Origin of the sequence: uncultured Aquimonas sp., from assembly GCF_937888285.1 — a bacterium.
GTDB lineage: Bacteria > Pseudomonadota > Gammaproteobacteria > Xanthomonadales > Xanthomonadaceae > Aquimonas.
In genome coordinates this window covers 88506-107810 of the sequence record NZ_CALART010000109.1, presented here as the reverse complement: position 1 = coordinate 107810, position 19305 = coordinate 88506, and the positions used below count along the sequence as shown (strand labels likewise).

General features: G+C 70.1%; 12 protein-coding genes. 8 read left to right on the top strand and 4 right to left on the bottom strand.

Annotated features, from left to right (window positions below):
* Positions 1-11 precede the first annotated feature (11 nt).
* Together Q0654_RS19770 and Q0654_RS19765 are read left to right on the top strand one after the other, a co-directional pair.
* Entirely contained in the window at positions 12-860 is an 849-nt protein-coding gene (locus Q0654_RS19770; RefSeq protein ID WP_298856755.1) for an A24 family peptidase, read from the top strand.
* Between the two features lie 489 nt (positions 861-1349).
* A complete protein-coding gene (locus Q0654_RS19765) occupies positions 1350-1856 on the top strand; it encodes a transposase (RefSeq protein ID WP_298856721.1) in 507 nt (168 codons plus the stop codon).
* Positions 1857-2309: 453 nt separating this feature from the next.
* Here Q0654_RS19765 and Q0654_RS19760 read toward each other — a convergent pair whose 3' ends face one another.
* Entirely contained in the window at positions 2310-2582 is a 273-nt protein-coding gene (locus Q0654_RS19760; RefSeq protein WP_298856720.1) for a hypothetical protein, read from the bottom strand.
* Between the two features lie 133 nt (positions 2583-2715).
* Between Q0654_RS19760 and Q0654_RS19755 the strand changes: the two genes are divergently transcribed.
* A complete protein-coding gene (locus Q0654_RS19755; protein ID WP_343230155.1) occupies positions 2716-3123 on the top strand; it encodes a Rieske 2Fe-2S domain-containing protein in 408 nt (135 codons plus the stop codon).
* A gap of 665 nt (positions 3124-3788) precedes the next feature.
* On the opposite strand, the gene Q0654_RS19750 is transcribed toward Q0654_RS19755, so the two are convergent.
* Together Q0654_RS19750 and Q0654_RS19745 are read right to left on the bottom strand one after the other, a co-directional pair.
* The gene (locus Q0654_RS19750; RefSeq protein WP_298856719.1) at positions 3789-4259 is read right to left on the bottom strand and encodes a GNAT family N-acetyltransferase; all 471 of its coding nucleotides are present in this window, start codon (positions 4257-4259) and stop codon (positions 3789-3791) included.
* Positions 4259-5485, bottom strand: coding sequence for an SLC13 family permease (locus Q0654_RS19745; protein WP_298856718.1), 1227 nt, complete (start codon positions 5483-5485; stop codon positions 4259-4261). Before Q0654_RS19745 ends, Q0654_RS19750 begins: the two co-directional genes overlap by 1 nt.
* 198 nt (positions 5486-5683) lie before the next feature.
* Here Q0654_RS19745 and ubiE point away from each other — a divergent pair, with 198 nt between their 5' ends.
* The 4 genes from ubiE to Q0654_RS19725 all read left to right on the top strand — a co-directional run bounded on the left by ubiE (position 5684) and on the right by Q0654_RS19725 (position 12820).
* Positions 5684-6475 carry a bifunctional demethylmenaquinone methyltransferase/2-methoxy-6-polyprenyl-1,4-benzoquinol methylase UbiE gene (ubiE, locus tag Q0654_RS19740; RefSeq protein WP_298856717.1) on the top strand — a complete coding sequence of 264 codons (792 nt, stop codon included), beginning with the start codon at positions 5684-5686 and terminating at the stop codon, positions 6473-6475.
* Positions 6476-7159: 684 nt separating this feature from the next.
* On the top strand, positions 7160-9073 hold the full coding sequence (locus Q0654_RS19735) for a M1 family metallopeptidase (RefSeq protein ID WP_298856716.1): 1914 nt from the start codon (positions 7160-7162) through the stop codon (positions 9071-9073).
* Between the two features lie 4 nt (positions 9074-9077).
* Positions 9078-10049, top strand: coding sequence for an alpha/beta fold hydrolase (locus Q0654_RS19730; protein ID WP_298856715.1), 972 nt, complete (start codon positions 9078-9080; stop codon positions 10047-10049).
* A complete protein-coding gene (locus Q0654_RS19725; RefSeq protein ID WP_298856714.1) occupies positions 10046-12820 on the top strand; it encodes a serine/threonine-protein kinase in 2775 nt (924 codons plus the stop codon). The genes Q0654_RS19730 and Q0654_RS19725 overlap by 4 nt, the downstream gene beginning before the upstream one ends.
* 1305 nt (positions 12821-14125) lie before the next feature.
* Here Q0654_RS19725 and Q0654_RS19720 read toward each other — a convergent pair.
* Positions 14126-15958: a Type 1 glutamine amidotransferase-like domain-containing protein gene (locus Q0654_RS19720; RefSeq protein ID WP_298856713.1), complete on the bottom strand. Its 1833-nt coding sequence runs from the start codon at positions 15956-15958 to the stop codon at positions 14126-14128.
* Positions 15959-16302: 344 nt separating this feature from the next.
* On the opposite strand from Q0654_RS19720, the gene Q0654_RS19715 reads away from it, so the two are divergent.
* Complete coding sequence (locus Q0654_RS19715; protein ID WP_298856712.1) at positions 16303-19080, top strand: TonB-dependent receptor; 2778 nt, start codon at positions 16303-16305, stop codon at positions 19078-19080.
* Positions 19081-19305: the final 225 nt, after the last annotated feature.

The following is a 19305-nucleotide window of genomic DNA, read 5'->3' as shown; positions in this document are numbered from 1 at the left end:
TCCTGCAGCAGATGCCGGCGCTGGCCGCGGCCCTCGCCGGCGTCTTCGGCTTGATCATCGGCAGCTTTCTGAACGTGGTGATCCTGCGCGTCCCTGCGCGCATGGAGTGGCAGTGGCGGCGCGACTGCCGCGAAACCCTGGAGCTGCCGCCGGGCGATGAGCCCGAGCCGCCGGGCATCGTGGTGCGCGCCTCGCACTGCCCGAAGTGCGGCTACACCCTCAAGCCCTGGCACAACATCCCGCTGCTGAGCTGGGTGGCGCTGCGCGGGCGCTGCGCCGGCTGCGGCACGGCGATCAGCCTGCAGTACCCGCTGGTCGAACTGCTGACCGGCCTGGCCTTCGCGGCGGTGGTCTGGCAGTTCGGCGTCGGCTGGGAGGCCCTGGCCGGGCTGGTGTTCACCGGCCTGCTGATCGCCATGAGCGGCATCGACGCCCGCACCACCCTGCTGCCCGACAGCCTGACCTTGCCCCTGCTGTGGATCGGCCTGCTGCTGAGCACGCAGGGGCTGTTCGTGGGCATGGATCAGGCCATATACGGCGCGGTGGTGGGCTATCTCGCGCTGTGGACCGTGTACTGGGGCTTCAAGCTGCTGACCGGCAAGGAGGGCATGGGCTACGGCGACTTCAAGCTGCTCGCCGCGCTGGGCGCCTGGTGCGGCGTGAGCGGCATCCTGCCGATCGTGCTGATCTCGGCCGTGGTCGGCGCGGTGTTCGGCAGCGTCTGGCTGGCGGTCAGAGGCCGCGACAAGGCCACGCCCATCCCCTTCGGCCCCTACCTCGCCGCCGCCGGCTGGATCCAGTTCCTCTGGGGCGAGCAGATCATCGCCGCCTATCTGAGCTATTCGGGGCTGGCGGGCTGAGGGCGAAGCGGAACGCCGAGGCGCGCGCATGCGCTCCGTTCGAGACAAGGCGTCTCTTGTTCTTGCCGGCGGATGCGCTGCGCTTATCCGCCCTACGACCGCAGGCGACGCCTTGCATCCTTTGGAGCCGCAGACGGTTGTGCGCGTAGGGCACTCAAAGCGCAGCGCATGTACCAGAACCTCGCCCGAAGCCAGAACTTATTCCGAGGCTTTCGCTTCGTTCGAGCCAATGCATCCCTGGCCCCCCGCTGGCGGATGCGCTCCGCTTATCCGCCCTACGACCGCAGGCGACGCCTCGCATCGATCAGAGCCGCAGACGGTTGTGCGCGTAGGGTACATAAGCGCAGCGCATGTACCAGAACCCCGCCCCAGGCTTCGACTCCACACGAGAACCTCGCAGCAGGCTCGCCTCGCGCACATGCCCCACAACACGCTAACCTGCCCGCTGCTCCATCACTGAACATGCCATGGCGCTGAACGGCTTCGACCATGCCTGACTACCGGCGCGCGTGGATTCCTGGCGGGGTGTATTTCTTCACCGTGGTGCTCGAACAGCGGCGCCCGCTGTTCGACAGCGAGGCGAGGGTGGCGCTACTGCGCGAGGCGGTTCGGCGAACCCGCGCCGAGCGGCCCTTCACCATCGATGGCTTCGTGGTGCTGCCCGAGCATCTGCACTGTCTGTGGCGCCTGCCCGAAGGCGATGCCGACTTCGCCGGGCGCTGGCGCGAAATCAAGAAGCGCTTCACCCGCGGGCTGGCGCTGCCGGCCTCCGAACGGGTCTGGCAACTGCGCTTCTGGGAGCACGCCATCCGCGACGAAGCCGACTGGCGCCGGCATCTGGACTACATCCACTACAACCCGGTGAAGCATGGCCATGTGGCGCGACCGGGCGATTGGGCGTGGTCGAGCTTCAAGGCATGCGTGGCGCGCGGCTGGTATGAACCGGGTTGGGGCGAATCCGAGCCATTGAACCTGCGCGGCTTGGATGCGGAGTAGGCGTCACTTGCGTGTCCGGCTTCGTGCATCGCCTGGCGAACGCGCGGACTTCGATAGATGCACGGCATCCCTCGCGCCAGCCGGCGGATGCGCTGCGCTTATCCGCCCTACGACTCGAGCGACGCCTTGCAGGCAACACAGCCGAAAGCTGCTGTGCGCGTAGGGTACATAAGCGCAGCGCATGTACCAGAACCTCGCCTCGCGCATCGCTCGATGCCGGGCTCGCGCCCATCGCCGCAGGCTTTCGCCTCGTTCGAGCCCAGGCATCCCTCGCCTTCGGCGCCGGATGCGCTGCGCTTATCCGCTCTACGACTCGAGCGACGCCTTGCAGGCAACACAGCCGAACGCTGCTGTGCGCGTAGGGTACATAAGCGCAGCGCATGTACCAGAACCTCGCCTCGCGCTCGCATCAAGGCCTCGCCCCAGCCTGATATCAAGCCTTCGCCCGAGGCCTCACCCCTCGCGCCGCTTCGGCAGCGGCATGCGCACCTTCTCGACCACGGTGTAATCGCCTTCGATCACGTCGCTGGCCCGTTCGCGCGGGGCATTGGCGCCGCCGCGCAGCTTCCACCACAGGCTGCGCAGGCCGAAGCCCAGTAGGACCACCGCGGCAATCGCCGCGCCCGCCAGCGCGAAGAACGAGAGCACGGCTATGCCGACCACCGCCAGCAGCAGGCGCAGCAGCGGATTGCGGGGCAGGCGGAGCTGGACGAAGGCGGGGCGCATGGGGAGTCCTGTGGGCGCCGGCGGTGCGCAGGCGTCGTCGGAGTATTGAGCCGGCCGGCCCACACCTCAAGGCTGAACCCGATCCGCGGCTGAACGCGGCTGCGTCATGTCCTGCGCACGGCGCGCCCGTGTCGTGCGGGTCGCCGTCACGTTCCGTGCATCGCGCCGGCTGCGTATGCTGAGCGGCCGTCCCCATGCGATCCGCCCCATGAGCCAGCGCCTCTGCCTGCTGTCCGATCTGCCCGAGGGCCAGCCTGTTGCCTTCGAGGCCCGCGTCGAGGGCAGCGAGGAATCGCTGCTGCTGGTGCGCATCGGCGATGGCGTCGAGGGCTTCCTCAATGTCTGTCCGCACGCGGGACGGCGCCTTGACTGGGCGCCCGGCAAGTTCCTGATGGAAGGCGGACGGCTGATCTGCGCGGCGCATGGGGCCAGCTTCGAACTGCCCGGCGGCCGCTGCGTGGCGGGGCCGTGCAAGGGGCAGGCGCTGAGGCCTGTCGCGTTGAGGATCAACGCTGGCGAGGCGTGGTTGGCAGATGCGTGAGGCGGGGGCTTGCGCGTGCGCTGATGCTGGGCGCGCGGCGGCGCTCTTGGCGGCCCCCTGCCGGCCGGCCGCTCCGTTCAAGACATGGCGTCATTCGCCCTCGCTGGCGGATGCGCTGCGCTTATCCGCCCTACGACTCGAGCGACGCTTTGCAATGATCGAAGCCGAAGACGGCGGTTGCGCGTAGGGTACATAAGCGCAGCGCATGTACCAGAACCCCGCCCCAGTCGCAGCGCCGCACCTGAGCCCGGAAATTTGTCCCAGCTATCGCTTCGTTCGAGGCATGGCCTCCTTCGCACTCGCTGGCGGATGCGCTGCGCTTATCCGCCCTACGACTCGAGCGACGCTTTGCAATGATCGAAGCCGAAGACGGCGGTTGCGCGTAGGGTACATAAGCGCAGCGCATGTACCAGAACCCCGCCCCAGTCGCAGCGCCGCACCCGAGCCCGGAAATTTGTCCCAGCTATCGCTTCGTTCGAGGCATGGCCTCCCTCGCACTCGCTGGCGGATGCGCTGCGCTTATCCGCCCTACGACTCGAGCGACGCCTTGCATTGAGCGATGCCGAAGACGGCTGTGCGAGTAGGGTACATAAGCGCAGCGCATGTACCAGAACCCCGCCCCAGTCGCAGCGCCGCACCTCAGGCCTGCGACCTCGAATACAGTCTCAAAGTGACCCCGCCCGCCGCATATCCACATGCGGGATGCCATCTTCGAGATAGCCCTCCGAGCACACCTCGAAGCCGTGCGCGGCGTAGAAGCCCTGCAGGTGCGCTTGTGCGCCCAGGGTGATCGGCTGGCCGGGCCAGCGCGCTTCGCAATGGGAAATAGCTTCCTTCATCAGGGCATGCGCAAGACCCGAACCGCGCGCTGAAGCGCTCACGATGACCCGGCCGATTGCCGGCGTGTCGAAGCCGAGCCCAGGCGGCAGCAGGCGCGCGTAGGCCTGCAGTTGGCCTGCGCGCTCGCCCAGCAGATGCCAGACGCCGGCCTGTGCATCGCGGCCGTCGAGGTCGGGATAGGGGCAGGTCTGCTCGACGATGAACACATCGACGCGCAGGCGCATCAGCGCATACAGGCGATGCACGTCGAGCGCCTCGAAGGGCAGGCAGGACCAGGCGACGGAAGGTGCGGACATCAGAGGCTCCAGCCGCGCAGCAGCAGCCAGGCAAGGGCCAGCGCGGTCGAGATCAGGGTGACGGGGATGCCGACCCGGGCGAAGTCGGCGAAGCCGAGCCGCACGCCGGCCTGGGCCGCGCGCTCGGCGGTGATGATGTTGGCCAGGCTGCCGAGCAGCAGCAGGTTGCCGGCCAGGGTCGAGAAGATCGCCAGCGCGGTCAGCGCCGGCTGCGACAGCCCGCCCAGGGTTTCCACCAGCAGCATCACCAGGGGCACGTTGCCGATGGTGTTGCTGCCGATCAGCGCCGCCGGCACCAGCAGGCCGAGCCGCTCGAAGCTGAGGCCGGCGGCATCCAGCGCCGCCACTGAGGTGCTGGCGATGGGCAGCTGGGCGAAGGCGGCGGTGACCACGAACAGGCTGGCGATCAGCACCAGCAGGCTCCAGTCGACGCGCTTCAGCAGGGCGGCGGTGCCGATCCCGCGGCCCGCCAGCAGGACGGCGGCAATCGCCAGCGCGGCGATCTCGCGGTGTCGATCGAGCAGCAGCATCGCCACCACCACTGCCAGCACGGCGAGCAGACTCTTCAGCAGCAGCCAGCGCTGCAGCGGCAGTTCGGCGAGGGGTTCGGCGCGCCATTCCACCGCCAGACGCCCGCGCCAGGTCCAGGCGACGACCGCGAACACGCAGAGCAGGGCCAGCGCCGAGGGCAGGGCGGCGACCGCCAGATAGCCCAGGAAGTCGAGCTGGCCGAGCTCGCCGATCAGCAGGTTCTGCGGATTGCCGACCAGGGTCGCCGCCGAGCCGGCATTGCTGGCCAGGGCCAGCCCCAGCAGGTAGGGCCGCGGGTCGAGAGCGCGCGCGGCGAGGCCGTGCACCAGCAGCGGTGTCAAGGCGAACACCACGATGTCGTTGACCAGCAGCGCCGACAGCAGGCCGCTGGTGGCGACCACCAGGCCGAGCAGGGCCAGCGGCGACAGCGGGCTGCGCGAAAGCGCGCGCGCCACTGCATCGAAGGCGCCGGCCTCGGCGAAGTGGCCGCCGATCAGCATCAGTGCGAACAGCAGCACCAGGGTCGGCAGGTCCAGCGCCTGCGCCCACTCGTCGTAGGGCAGGGCGCCCGTGGCCAGCAGCAGGGCCGCGCCGCACAGCGCGATGCCGCTGCGATCCAGCGCCAGCCCGGGCAGGCGACCCAGCGCCATGCCGAGGTAGACGAGGACGAAGACGGAGACGACGAAGGCGGTCATGGGGCAGGGCGCAGGAGCGAGGCGCGCAGTGTAGGGGGATGGGCGCGACCTGCGGACAGGCGCAAGCGCTGCGACTCATAGGGTGGGCCCTGGCCCACCATGAGCTCCGCACCCGCCTCACCCCGTTCCCGGCGAACGCCGCCAAAGCCCGCCAGACATCGCCACCCCACCCACCCGATGCTGCGATAATCCAGCCCCATGAATACGACCCGCGACGCCAAGGATTCCGCCCGCGCGCAGAGCGCGCCCGGCGACACCACCCACTTCGGTTTCCGCGAAGTGCCGACCGCCGACAAGAAGCGCCTGGTCGGCCAGGTCTTCAGCTCGGTGGCCGCGAAGTACGACCTCATGAACGACCTCATGAGCTTCGGCATCCACCGGATCTGGAAGCGCTACTTCGTCGCCACCAGCAGCGTGCGCCGCGGCGATCGCGTGCTCGACCTGGCCGGCGGCACCGGCGACATCGCGCGCCTGCTGCTGGAGCGGGTGGGCGAGAGTGGCGAGGTCATCATCGGCGACATCAACGGCGACATGCTGCGCGTGGGCCGTGACCGCCTGACCGATCGCGGCCTGGTGCGCGGCCTGCGCTACGCCCAGCTCAATGCCGAGGCGCTGCCGTTTCCCGACGCCAGCTTCGATCTGGTCACGATTGCCTTTGGCCTGCGCAACGTCACCGACAAGCAGAAGGCGCTGAACGAAATGCAGCGCGTGTTGAAGGTCGGCGGCCGCGCGCTGGTGCTGGAGTTCTCGGAAGTGCAGCCGCAGTGGCTGAAGCCGCTGTACGACATCCACTCCTTCCAGGTGCTGCCGCGGCTGGGCAAGCTGTTCGCCGGTGACGCCGACAGCTACCAGTACCTCGCCGAGTCGATCCGCCAGCATCCGCCGCAGCAGGAGCTGAAGGCGATGATGGAGGCCGCCGGCCTGGAGCGCTGCGACTACCGCAACCTCACCGGCGGGATCTGTGCGATCCACTCGGGGCATAAGCTCTGAAGAGCCGGGATTGGGGATTCGGGATTCGGGATTGTGGATTCGGGATTCGGGATTCGGGATTCGCAAGAGCTCGACCCTGCATAGGGTGGGCCCTGGCCCACCGCCGGCGCCGCATCGGTCTCGAAATGGGATGGCTCCGAGCCTCGCCCCGGCCCTGAGCCAGCCCCACGCTTTCGCTTCGATCCCCGCAATGCGTCTTTCGCTCTCGCTGGCGGATGCGCTGCGCTTATCCGCCCTACGACCGCGAGTGACGCTTTGCCTTCAGCGAAGCCGAAGGGCGCCGAGCGCGTAGGGTGCATAAGCGCAGCGCATGCACCGGAACCTCGCCGCAGGCTTGAACCCCCGCCGTGAGAACCTCGCCCTGGCCCTGAGCCGGCCCCACGCTTTCGCTTCGATCCCCACAATGCGTCTTTCGCTCTCGCTGGCGGATGCGCTGCGCTTATCCGCCCTACGATCAGGAGCCGGGATTCGGGATTCGGGATTCGCAAGAGCTCGACCCTGCATAGGGTGGGCCCTGGCCCACCGCTGGCTCGGCCCCGGTCTGGCAATGGGGTGGCTCGGAACCTCGCCGCAGGCTTGAACCCTCACCGTGACTCCGCCTGGCACCCCTCACCGACGGCGGGTGTGAAATGCGGTCGGCTGCTAGACTCGTGCGGTTTTCACTTTGCCCTGCGAGTTCCGCCCATGGCCCTGCGCTCCGCCTCGCGTTCCGTTCTTCTCGGCCTGATCGGGCTGCTCGCCCTAGGCGTCGTCGCCACCGTGCAGGCAGCCCCCGCCGAGCCGGCTGTCGAGATCGATCCGGCGCTCGCCGATCGCGCCCGCGACGAGCACAGCTATGCCGAGCCGGACAAGGTCCGCATCCGCGATCTGGCGCTGAACCTGCACGTCGACTTTGACACCCGCAGCCTGCGCGGTGCGGCCGACTACGCGCTGGACTGGCAGGACGACAAGGCCCGCGAGCTGGTGCTCGATACCCGCGACCTGAGCATCGACAAGGTGCTGGGCCGACGTGCCGATGGCCTGTGGCGGCGGCTGGACTTCAAGCTCGACGCACCCGATCCGGTGTTCGGCTCGGCCCTGCGCATCGAGATGCGCCGGCAGTACGAGGTGGTGCGCGTGCGCTACCGCACTTCGCAGTCGGCCTCGGGCCTGCAGTGGCTGGAGCCCTCGATGACCGCCGGCGGCAAGCAGCCCTTCCTGTTCAGCCAGTCGCAGGCCATCCACGCGCGCAGCTGGGTGCCGCTGCAGGACACGCCGAGCGTGCGCTACACCTACAGCGCGGTCGTGCATACGCCGCCCAACCTGGTCGCGCTGATGAGCGCCGACAACCCGGTCAGCCCGGTGCGCAACGGCCGCTACGTGTTCCGCATGTCGCAGCCGATTCCCTCCTATCTGATGGCGATCGCGGTGGGCGACCTGGCCTTCAAGCCGATCTCGGCGCGCGCCGGCGTCTGGGCGGAGCCGCAGACGCTGGACGCCGCGGTCGAGGAGTTCGCCGACACCGAGCGCATGATCGAAGTCACCGAGTCGCTGTACGGCCCCTACCGCTGGGAGCGCTACGACCTCTTGATCCTGCCGCCGAGCTTCCCCTTCGGCGGCATGGAGAACCCGCGCCTGTCCTTCATCACGCCGACCGTGATGGTGGGTGACAAGTCGCTGGTGAGCCTGATCGCGCACGAGCTGGCGCATTCGTGGTCGGGCAACCTCGTCACCAATGCGAGCTGGAAGGACATCTGGCTCAACGAGGGTTTCACCAGCTACGTCGAGACGCGGATCATCGAGGCCCTGTACGGCATCGAGCGCGCGCAGATGGAAATCGTGATCGAGCAGACCAGCCTGCGCCGCGCGCTGGCCGAGCTTGACGCCAAGGACCAGGTGCTGGTGCTGCCGCCGCTGGAAGGCCGCGATCCCGATGACGCGCTGTCGCCGGTGGCCTATATCAAGGGTGCCTGGTTCCTGAGCTTCCTCGAGCAGCGCTACGGCCGCGAGGCCTTCGATGCCTTCCTGCGCGGCTACTTCGATCGCTACGCGTTCCAGAGCATCGACAGCGGCACGTTCCTGGGTCATCTGCGCGAAACCCTGATGGCCGCGCAGCCCGACGTGGTCAGCGAGACCGAGCTGCAGGCCTGGCTGTTCGAGCCCGGCGTGCCTGAGTTCGCGGTGCCGGCCAGCTCGCCCCGCTTCACCGCGGTCGACGCCGCGCGCAAGAGTTTTCTGGACGGCGAGAAGGCCGCCGCCGAGCTTGGCAGCAGCGACTGGAGCACGCAGGAGTGGCTGCATTTCCTGGAGGGCATGCCGGAAGTGCTGGAAAGCGCCCAGTTGATCGCGCTCGACGAGGCCTTCCGCTTCACCGGCACCGCCAACGGCGAGTTCGCGATGCGCTGGTATCCGCTGGCCGAGCGCAGCGGCTACTTCGAGGCGCGTCCGGCGATGGCCGAGTTCCTGAAGCGCATCGGCCGCCGCAAGCTGATCATGCCGCTGTACACCGCCCTGGCGGCGACGCCCGAGGGCCTGGAGTTCGCCCGCGCGGTGTTCGCCGAAGCGCGCCCGGGCTACCACCCGATCACCTCGGCTTCGGTCGAAGCCGCACTGAAGTAAGCCGATGAGCCGGCGCCGCCGCTTCAGCCGTCGACGCCGCCGCTGGGCGCCGTGGCTGGCGCTGCTGGCGCTGCCCCTGCTGGTCTATCTCGCGCTGGGCCTGCTCGCGCCGGACTGGCTGCTGCGCCAGGCCCTGCGCCTGGAGGCCTGGCGCAGCGGTGCTGCGCGCATCGAGCTGCAGGTCGGCGGCGAGCGCTGGGTGCTGCTGCAGCGCGGCGTGGTCGATCCCGCGCAGCCGGTCTGGCTGCTGCTGCACGGCTTCACCGGCAGCAAGGAGAACTGGCTGCCGCTGCTGCGCGCGCTGCCCGACGATGTGCCGGTGCTGATGCCCGACCTGCCGGGCTGGGGCGAGTCCGAGCGCCGCGCGCAGGCCGACTACGGCTACGCTGCGCAGGCCGAGCGCGTCGCGGCCCTGATCGCGCAGTTGGAGCTGCAGCAGGTGCGACTGGTCGGCCATTCGATGGGCGGCGGCATCGCCGCGCTGACCGCGGCGCGCCATCCGCAGCGCCTGCGTTCGCTGGTGCTGATGAGTGCCGCCGGCGTGCGCTATCGCGACAACGCCTTCGGCCTCGCCGTGCTCCGCGGCGAGCATCCGTTCGGCGTCGACAGCGTGGCCGAGCTCGACGCCTATCTGGGCCTCGTGTTCCGCGAGCCACCGCTGCTGCCCTGGCCGCTGAAGACGGCCCTGGTGGAGCGGCGCCGCGCCGACCGCGGCTTCGAGATCGAAGCGCTGGGCGCGCTGCGCGGCGAGGACGCCTTCCTGCCCGGCGAGTCCGCCGCGGCCATCCGCCTGCCGACCCTGGTGCTCGGCTGTGCGATCGATCCCGTGGTCGATGCAAGCGCCGCTGAACAGTACGCGGCGCGCATCGCCGGCGCGCGCCGGGTCGAGCTGCAGGACTGCGCGCACATGCCGATGATGGAGCTGCCCGAGGCGGTCGCCGAGGCCGTGCTGCAGTTCGCGCGGACGCCGCCATGAGCGCGCTCGACTGGGCCGAGGTGCGGCGCCTGTTCGACGCAGTCTGCGAGCTGCCGCCGGAGCAGTGGCGCCAAGCCCTGCGCGCGGCCGGCGCCAGCGCGGCGGTGGCCGAGGAAGTGCTTGCGCTCTGCGATGCGCAGACCCGCGGCATTGGCCTGCCGCAGCCGGTGGCGGCCCTGCTCGCGAACCTCGACCCCGAGCTGGCGCCGGGCACGCGGCTGGGGCCTTGGCGCATCCTCTCGACGCTGGCTGAAGGCGGTATGGGTCGGGTCTACCTGGCTGAGCGCGCCGACGGCCAGTACCAGCTCAAGGTCGCGATCAAGCGCCTGCGTGCGCTGGGCCAGCCGGGCGAGAACCGCATGCTCGAACGCGAGCGGCAGATCCTCGCGGACCTCGCGCATCCGCACATCGCCCGTCTGCTGGACGGCGGCACCAGCCCGAACGGCCAGCCGCATCTGGTGATGGAGTACATCGAGGGCGAGCGCATCGACCGCTGGTGCCGCGCGCAGGCGCTGGACCTGCCGGCGCGGCTGCGGCTGTTCCAGCAGGTCTGTCGGGCCGTGGGCCACGCCCATCGGCATCTCATCCTGCACTGCGATCTGAAGCCTTCGAACATCCTGGTGCGCGCCGACGGCTCGCCGGTGCTGCTCGATTTCGGCATCGCCCGGCTGGCCGACAGTCACGACCTGCAGGGCCAGGGCTACATGACGCCGCGCTACGCCAGCCCGGAACAGAAGCGCGGCGAAGCACTGTCTGCCGCCAGCGACATCTACAGCCTCGGCCTGATCCTGTCCGAGCTGGTCGCGCCCAGCGCCGAGGACCCGCAGGGCGATCCGTCGACGGCGACGCCGCCGACCCAGCCGCCCAGCGGGCGCGCCCGCCGCAGCGGTCTGCCCTGGGCGGGGCGACTGCGCGGTGATCTGGATGCGATCGTGATGCGAGCCTGCGCGGCCGCGCCGGAACAGCGGCACGCCAGCGCCGAAGCCCTGGCCGAGGACATCGAGCGCTACTTCGAGCGCCGGCCGGTGTCGCCGCTGGCGCATCGGCGCGGCTATCGCCTGCGGCGCCTGCTGCAGCGGCGCTGGCCCGCGTTCGCCGTGGGTGGCGTGCTGCTGGCGATGGCGCTGGGCTTCACCTTCAGCCTGCAGCAGCAGCTGCAGCGCGCGCAGGCGGCGGAGCGTGCCGCGCGGCTGGAAGCCGAAAGCAATCGCGAGACCGTCGACTTCCTGCTGGCCGTGTTCGAGCACGCCGACCCCGAGGCCGGCGAACGCGCCGACACCACCGCGCGCGAGCTGATCGACGCCGCGCGCTCCGAGCTGGAGCAGAGCCTGGACCGCCAGCCGCGGCTGAAGCTGCGGCTGGGCGTCACCCTCGGGCTGATTTACGAGCGCATCGGACTGCCCACCGAAGCGCTGGCCCTGCTGCGCATGGCCGAGAGCCTGGCGCCGCCGGATCTTGAGCTGGGCGAGCGCCTGCTGCTGATGGACTCGCTGGCGCATGCGCTGAACTCGCTCAGCCGGCGCCCCGAGGCGCTGGCGATCGCCGAGTCCGCCAGCGCGCTGGCCGAGGCGGGCCTGCCGCCGGAGCATCCGGCGCTGGCGAACGCGCTGAACATGCAGGGCCTGCTGCTGGACGCCGAACGCCGCAGCGCCGAAGCCCTGCCGCTGCTGCAGCGCGCGCTGGAGATCCGCCTCGCCGCCTTCGGCGAGCAGAGCATCGAAACCGCCGCCACCCTGCACAACCTGGGGCTCGCGGCGCGTCGCCTCGGCCGTTTCGACGAGGCGGAAGATTGGCTGCAGCGCTCGCTGGCGGCCAAGCGGGCGCTGGTGCCAGAGGGTCATCCGCGGGTGCTGACCAGCCTCGAAGTGCTGGCCAACGTGTATCGCGATCGCGGCGAACTGGCGCGTGCGGTCGAGAGCTTCGAGCACCAGCGCGCGCTGCGCGTGCGTGCGCACGGCGCCGACAGCGTGCGGGTGGCCAGCGTCACCAACGAACTCGCGACCGGCCTGCACGACCTCGGCCGCTATGTCGAAGCCGAAGGGGCGTATCGCGAGGCCCTGCGCATCAACCTGCTGCGTCGCGGGGCGGATTCGCCGGACACGGCCGTGGTGATCAACAACCTCGCCAGCCTGCTGGAGGATCGCGGCGATTTCGGCGGCGCCGAGCCGCTGCTGCGCGATTCGCTGCGCATCCGCAGCGCCGCGCTGGGCCCTGAGCATCTGGCCACAGCGCGCGCCCACAACAACCTGGGGCGCCTGCTGATGCTGCGCGGCGATCTCGCGGCCGCGCGGGTCGAGCTTGAGCGCGCGCTGGATCTGCGTGGGCGCGCGCTGGCCGAGCCGCATGTCGAGCTGATGGGCAATCGCCTGCTGCTGGCGCGACTCGAAGCGCGCAGCGGCAGCCGCGCGGCGGCCACGCAGCAGTTCGACTCGGCGAAGGCCCAGTTCGAGGCCTTGGCGCCGCGCGATCCGCTGCTGCGGGTGCGGTTGCTGGAGTCCGAGGCCGAGCTGGCGCTGGCCTTCGGCGATCCGGAGGGCGCCCGCGTGGCGCTCGATGCCGCGATCGCACTGGCCCGCGAGGCCTTGCCACCGGACCATCCACGCTGGGCCGAGCTGGTGGTGCGGCGTGCGCAAGCGCTGGCGCAGGGGCCGGATGCGCGCGCCGAGCATGAGCGGGCCCTGCAGGTGCTGCAGACCGCGCTGGTGTCCGAGGCGCCGCTGCTGCGCGAAGTCCGGCAGGGGGCCTCAGGGTTCGGGCTCGATGCGCCTTAGCTCGTAGCCGCTTGCGCGGACGCCTGCCGGGCGCCTTCCGCGGGGAACGGGTGACGAAGCGGATCGCAGGGCCGCGGTCGGCGGACGTAGCTGCGGCGAGCGTCGTGCCCGTGGTGGGCCAGGGCCCACCCTATGGGGCGTGGGGCCAGCGCTTGGGGCGGTCTAGCGGACGTCCGTGGCAGCGGTCGGTGCGGTGCTCGATGGCCGGGCAATGTGGCGCGTCGCAGCCGGCATCGGCTCTGTGCGGCGCCAGTCGATCAGCCCGCAGACCGGGCGGCGCTGGCACACGGTGCTGCGCGGCAGGGCCGCAGCGTCCGGGGGCAGCCTTGCTGGTGCTGCTGCGGCGGGGATGGGACGACTGTCGTGGGGCGGGTCATCGCGCGGCACCAGATGCCCGGGTTCGCGCAGGTGCGGAGGCAAGGTCAGGTCCATGGTCCCTGCTCCCGAGGCGCGCGCGCATGCAAGGCTGCAGCGGGCAGGGCGGTTCGCGGAGTGGCTGCGGAATTCAGTGGAGCCCGCGGCACCGGAGTTCCGAGCGGCACCAACACGGGCAGACGGGGCTTTCGGGTTTCTCGCTTGAACATGAGGCAGTCCTCTGCGGGGATCACCGCGGCAGTGGGCGCGCGGCAGGCACAGTGGACGCCCCGGGGCGGTGTTCGCAGCGACGGGTTCTGGCGATTTGCGGGCAGTGGTAGGGCGGATAAGCGCAGCGCATCCGCCAGCGAGGGCGAAGGACGCATTGCTCGGAGTGAATCGAAGGCGTGGGGCCGGATGCTCGGGCAGGGGCGAGGTGCTCAGGGCCGAGGCGAGGTCCTTGGGAACCCTACGCGCACAGCCGTCTGCGGCTCCGACGGATGCAAGGCGTCGCTCGAGTCGTAGGTACATGCGCTGCGCTTATGTACCCTACGCGCACAGCGACTCATGACTTCGATAGGCACAGCGCGTCACTCGGGCCGCAGGGCGGATAAGCGCAGCGCATCCGCCAGCGAGGGCGAAGGACGCATTGCTCGGAGTGAATCGAAGGCGTGGGGCCGGATGCTCGGGCAGGGGCGAGGTGCTCAGGGCCGAGGCGAGGTCCTTGGGAACCCTACGCGCACAGCCGTCTGCGGCTCCGACGGATGCAAGGCGTCGCTCGAGTCGTAGGTACATGCGCTGCGCTTATGTACCCTACGCGCACAGCGGCTCATGACTTCGATAGGCTCAATGCGTCACTCGAGTCGTAGGGCGGATAAGCGCAGCGCATCCGCCAGCGAGTCCCGAGGATGCGCAGCGCCGAACGACGTCTGTGGTCCTGTAGGGCCGCGCTCAGTCAGGCAGCCAGCGCATGCGCAGTGGACCGATGCCGAGCCCTGCAGAACCCGCGCTGATGCGCGTCTGCGGTGTGCGCTCGATCACCAGCCGCCCCGCGGGGCCGGGCAGTTCGACCGCATCGATTCCGCAGCGGGCCAGCGCGCGCGCGGCGGCTCGGCTGGCGCCCGGGTCCAGTGCGCTCTGCGCTTTGGCGGCGGCCTCCGAGCTGGCGTCGCGGGCGACTACATCTCTGAGGTGGCGAGCCGCGCGCTTCGGGTCTGCATCAGCGCTGCCTGGTGCTCCAGCGGAATCGGCGTCAGCACCCAGGCAGGGCGCGCCGGCAGGGTCCGACAGCGCTGCCGAACCGGCATCGATGCGCAGTCGCGCGCCCGGGCCGAGATGGAACACCTGCGCCTCCAGCGCGTCGTTGCCGGTGTCGGTGTCGCGCAGGAATACCCAGCCGCCCTCGCGACCGATGGCCTGCACGCTGCGCCTCTCGCCCCGGCTGTCGATGCGCAATGCGCTGGCCTCGTCCGCGCCATAGCCGATGCGCGCGCCGGTCTGCGCGAGCAGGCGCAGCAGTCGCGGTTCGCGTGCGCGTTCGGAGAAATGGGTGTCGACGATCGCGTCCGCGGCGAGCCCGAGGCCGCCCTCGGCCCAGAAGCTCAGCCGCTGCTCGTCCGCGTCGCTGCACAGCCCCGCCCGCGCGCAGCCGGGTTCAGGCGGAGCCGCAGGCCGACCCGGCTCGCGCAGGGCCGAGGCCGGGCTGCCGTTGGTGAGCATGGCGGCCGCCGACTGCACGGCCGCGCCCGCGCTGGTGCCGCCGACCACGAGGTCGCCGCGCGCGTGCGCAGCGCGCAGGGCATCGAGCCAGGGCAGGGCGCCGCCGTCGGCGCGGACAAAGGCCTGGCGCAGCCGCCACTGGTCGCCCCCGGCGAAGAACAGCGCCTGGGCGGATGCGATTCGCGCGCTGAGCGCGTCCGGCTGCGCGCAGGCCTGCTGCTGCTCGGCGTGCAGATCAGGATAGACCTGCTCGCGCCGGTGCAGGCCGAGCACCGCGCGGCGATGCCCGATCAGATCGCAGTCGCCCGTCTCGATTGCGCGCGCGACAGCGGCATCCAGCGGCAGCCATTCGGCGCGAGCGCCGAGTTCGGTAAAGGCGGAGCGATAGAAGTCGACGGCTTCCATCGGGTCCAGCGCCGAGGCGGTGACGATCAGGATGCGCGGCGCATCGCCCGCACTGCGCGCGGAAGCCGCCTCGACCACGCTGGCGAGCACGGCGCTGCCGTGCGCTTCGCGCGACTGCGCCGGGTACGCGCGTTCACGCCTGCGCTCGCCGGCAGCGTCGATCTGCGGCAGCTCGAGCGTCGACAGCAGGCCGGCGCGCTCGGCATCGGTGAGTCGCAGCCAGGGGCTGCGCTGTGCGTGCGGGCAGGCCTTGCCGGTTCCTGCATCCGCGCAGTAGGTGAACAGTATCTCCTCAAGTGCGTCGGCCTTGACCGGTAGGCCTCCGGCCTGTTCGGCGGCGTGGTTCAGCATCTGCGCGAGCGGCTGCGGAAGTTGATCGCGGACCGCGGCAAGCGAAGTCGCGAAGTGCTGTTCGGAAAAGGCTTCCGGATCGGTCCGGTACAGCGGAGCCGTCCGCGAGTCGTGTCTTGGTTCAGGCGCCGAGATACAGGCGCGCGGAGCGAGATCCGAGCACACCGGCAGGGCGCCGCCGGCGAGGATGAGTGTCCGTTCGGAGTGTTCAGGCGTGGAACCGACGGCGCCATCCGCGGCGCGGCTTGACCCGCTCGCCATTACGCAGAGCGGCAGGAGGGCGAGGGCGATGCGCGAACGAAGGTTCATGCATTCCACGGTAGTCAGCAGCCGGGCGATCACGCAAGCGGCGCCGCGGTGCCGGTCGCCGCGGGCGCTGGCGGTCGACTTGACGCCGCGCGAACAGCGGCGTAATGCTTCGCCGCGTCGTCCTTCCTGCCTGCGCCCATGTTCAAGCCGCGGAACCACATCCGGCACATCGCGCGCACCTACTACTTGAGCGAGTGGTGGGACGAGTAGGCGTTTCCCTGCGGTAGCTCCTGACCGGTGATGTCCCGGGCCCTCGAAGGCCCGCCTTGGGCATGCGCCGGGCGACCGAATCCTTGCCCTCGTCGCGCCTGTGGCGCCATCGGGCATCCGTGGGGAAATCCAGCATGCGCAAGACCCGAGCCCTGTCGGCCGCCATCGTCGCGGCCCTGTGCAGCCTGTCCTTCGTGTCGACTGCCGTTGCCCAGCAGCCGGCGCCGCCGACTGTCGAAGACGAGACCGAGACGCTCGACCAGATCCTGGTCACCGGCAGCAACATCCGCGGCATCGACCTGCAGGAAGCGCAGCCGATCACCGTCATCGACGCCGAGGACATCCGCCAGTTCGGCGCGATCACGGTCGGTGATCTCGTCACCCAGATCGCTGCCGCGCGCGGCGGTACCGGCAGCTTCAGCACCGCCAATTCCGGCGCGCTGCAGGCCGATGCGCCGGCCGGCTCGGCCGCGGTCTCGCTGCGCGGACTGGGCACCGCGTCGACCCTCACCCTGGTCAACGGCCGCCGCATCGCGGCCTCGTCCTTCGCCTCGGGCTCGGAGAACTTCGTCGACATCAATGCCATTCCGCTGGCGGCGATCGAACGCGTCGAAGTGCTGACCACCGGCGCCTCGGCGATCTACGGTGCCGACGCCGTGGCTGGCGTGGTGAACTTCATCCTGCGCGACGATTTTGACGGCCTGCGCCTGTCGGCGAGCTACGGCGATTCCGAGGCCGACACCGACGAGAGTCGGGCCAACTTCAACCTGGTGTCGGGCTACGTCGGCGAGCGCTCGCGCGGCATGCTGGTGTTCGACGCCTTCCAGCGCAACGCGCTCTACGACCGCGATCGCGCAATCAGCGCGGTGGAGCCGCGGCCTTCGCAGCAGGGTATCTACCCGAGCATCAACGACCTCGCCGAGATGGACCTCGATCTGGTCGAAGCCGGCTGTCCCGACGACCAGCGCTTCGACGGTCGCCCTGGCTTTCCCAACAGCCGCTTCGGCGCCTACTGCACGCTCAACCGCAACGCGTTCACGCCGACCGATCCGGAAACCGAGCGCTACGGCCTGTACGCCACCTGGCAGCTGCAGCTGTCGGACGCCACCGAGTATTTCACCGAGTTGGCCCTGCAGCAGAACCGCTCGCGCGCAGCGAGCGCGCCGGCGCCCTGGAGCGAGGAAGAGATCGATTTCAACCACCCCGGCATGCCGGCCGAACTGCGCGCGCGCCTGCTTGCAGCCGGCGCCGATCCGGATTTCACCGTGTTCGGCTGGGGCCGCTTTCCGGATGCCCGCGAGATCGAGGTCGAAACCCGCAACCTGCGCTGGCTGAACGGCCTGCGCGGCAGCGCCGGCGACTGGGACTGGGAGACCACAGCCAGCTATTCGCGCAGCCGCTCGACCCAGGAGGCGGTGGCCGGCATCTACAACGTCGAGCGTTTCCGCGCCAGCCTGCTGGGCGAGCTCTGCGGCTCGGGCGCCACCAACTGCGCGCCGGGAAGCGGCGGGCTGTACTACAACCCCTTTGGTGGGCAGCTGAACAACAGTGCGCAGGTGCTGGACCTGCTGCGCGAGAGGGTGCCGCGCGAGGGGGAGTCAGAACTGCTCAGCGTCGATGCGCGGCTGTCGCGCCTGTGGGGCCAGCTGGCCGGCGGTGACATCGGCTGGGCGCTGGGTGTCGAGGCGCGCCGCGAGGACATCGTCGATGCGCCTTCGCCGCTGGCGACGCTCGACCCCGCCACCGGCGAAGTGCCGGTCTACGGCTTCGGCTCGACCGCAGTGCAGGCCGACCGCCGCCAGCAGGCGCTGTATGCCGAAGCTTTCCTGCCCTTCCACGCGAACTTCGACCTGCGCCTGGCGGCGCGCTACGACCACTACAGCGACTTCGGCGGCGACTTCAACCCGGCCCTGGGCCTGCGCTGGCAGCCCCACGACGACGTGGTGCTGCGCGCCGGCTGGAACACCTCCTTCCGCGCGCCCTCGCTGGCCCAGGTCGGTGCCGGCACCACGCTCAGCTCGGGTGCGGTGCCGTGTTCGCCGGGCAGTGAGTTCTTCGACAGCTTCTGCGGCGGCTTCAGCGGTGACGACGGCTATCTGTCCGAGGTCTACGGCAATCCGGATCTGAAGGCCGAGACTTCGGAAGCCTGGTATCTGGGCAGCGTGTTCAGCCTGGGCGATGCCACCACGCTGAGCCTCGACTATTGGAACTTCGACCAGCGCGACCTCGTCGACATCGATGACCTGGAGCTGTTCCGGCGCGCGCTCAACGACCCCAGTCTCGTCTTCCGCACGGCCGATCTGCCGCCCGGCCAGCTCGGCATCGGCATCCGCAACGGCCGCATCGGCGGCAACGTCGACCAGGTCAATCTGCAGCTGATCAACATCGGCCGCCAGCGCACCGACGGTATCGACCTGCGCTTTGAGCACCGCTTCGAGGAGCAGGCCTGGGGTCGACTCACCCTGCTGGTGGATGCGACCTGGGTGAACAGCTTCGAGCGCAGCGAATCCTGCGGCGGCAGCGACAGTCGACGCGGCGCCGGCCCCTGCAGCGACGGCCAGCGCCTGATCGAGCGCGTTGGCGAGTTCCGCTATCCGGAGTGGACCGCCAACGCCGGCCTGCGCTGGGTGCGCGGCGACAGCTTCGCCCGCTTCTTCGCCAACTACGTCGATGGGTACTTCGACGACGACCAGCGCGCCGAGGTGCCGGCGGAGCGTCGCGTCGGTTCGTGGACCACGCTCAACCTCACCGTGGGCCGCGACTTCGGCGAGCACCAGTCGATGAGCCTGAACATCCGCAACCTGGCCGACCGCGACCCGCCGATCGCGCTGGGTTCGGCCACCAACGTGGACCTCTACAACCACAACACCCTCGGCCGGTTCTGGACGCTGGACTACGTCTACCGGTTCTGAGTACCGCGGCGCAGGTGCCGAAGATTCCCTCCCCGCGTCTTCGGCCCGATGGTCTGCGCTTCGGCAATGCAGGCCGTCGTTCGTCGGGAGCCGGCGCCCCCCACGCCCGGCTCCCGCGACTGCTTTGGCGATGAGCCCCGTCCAGCTATAGGGTGGGCCCTGGCCCACCGTGGCCTTTGGCCTGCCCCGGTCTGTGGTCTGTAGCGCGGGTGCTCGCGCGCGGAG

What these genes read in the sequence shown, in the direction of transcription:
- Q0654_RS19770 (WP_298856755.1), top strand. Translation starts at nt 12, where the DNA reads ATGCCGGCGCTGGCCGCGGCCCTCGCCGGCGTCTTCGGCTTGATCATC.
- Q0654_RS19765 (WP_298856721.1), top strand. Translation starts at nt 1,350, where the DNA reads ATGCCTGACTACCGGCGCGCGTGGATTCCTGGCGGGGTGTATTTCTTC.
- Q0654_RS19760 (WP_298856720.1), bottom strand. Translation starts at nt 2,582, where the DNA reads ATGCGCCCCGCCTTCGTCCAGCTCCGCCTGCCCCGCAATCCGCTGCTG.
- Q0654_RS19750 (WP_298856719.1), bottom strand. Translation starts at nt 4,259, where the DNA reads ATGTCCGCACCTTCCGTCGCCTGGTCCTGCCTGCCCTTCGAGGCGCTC.
- Q0654_RS19745 (WP_298856718.1), bottom strand. Translation starts at nt 5,485, where the DNA reads ATGACCGCCTTCGTCGTCTCCGTCTTCGTCCTCGTCTACCTCGGCATG.
- ubiE (WP_298856717.1), top strand. Translation starts at nt 5,684, where the DNA reads ATGAATACGACCCGCGACGCCAAGGATTCCGCCCGCGCGCAGAGCGCG.
- Q0654_RS19735 (WP_298856716.1), top strand. Translation starts at nt 7,160, where the DNA reads ATGGCCCTGCGCTCCGCCTCGCGTTCCGTTCTTCTCGGCCTGATCGGG.
- Q0654_RS19730 (WP_298856715.1), top strand. Translation starts at nt 9,078, where the DNA reads ATGAGCCGGCGCCGCCGCTTCAGCCGTCGACGCCGCCGCTGGGCGCCG.
- Q0654_RS19725 (WP_298856714.1), top strand. Translation starts at nt 10,046, where the DNA reads ATGAGCGCGCTCGACTGGGCCGAGGTGCGGCGCCTGTTCGACGCAGTC.
- Q0654_RS19720 (WP_298856713.1), bottom strand. Translation starts at nt 15,958, where the DNA reads ATGAACCTTCGTTCGCGCATCGCCCTCGCCCTCCTGCCGCTCTGCGTA.
- Q0654_RS19715 (WP_298856712.1), top strand. Translation starts at nt 16,303, where the DNA reads ATGCGCAAGACCCGAGCCCTGTCGGCCGCCATCGTCGCGGCCCTGTGC.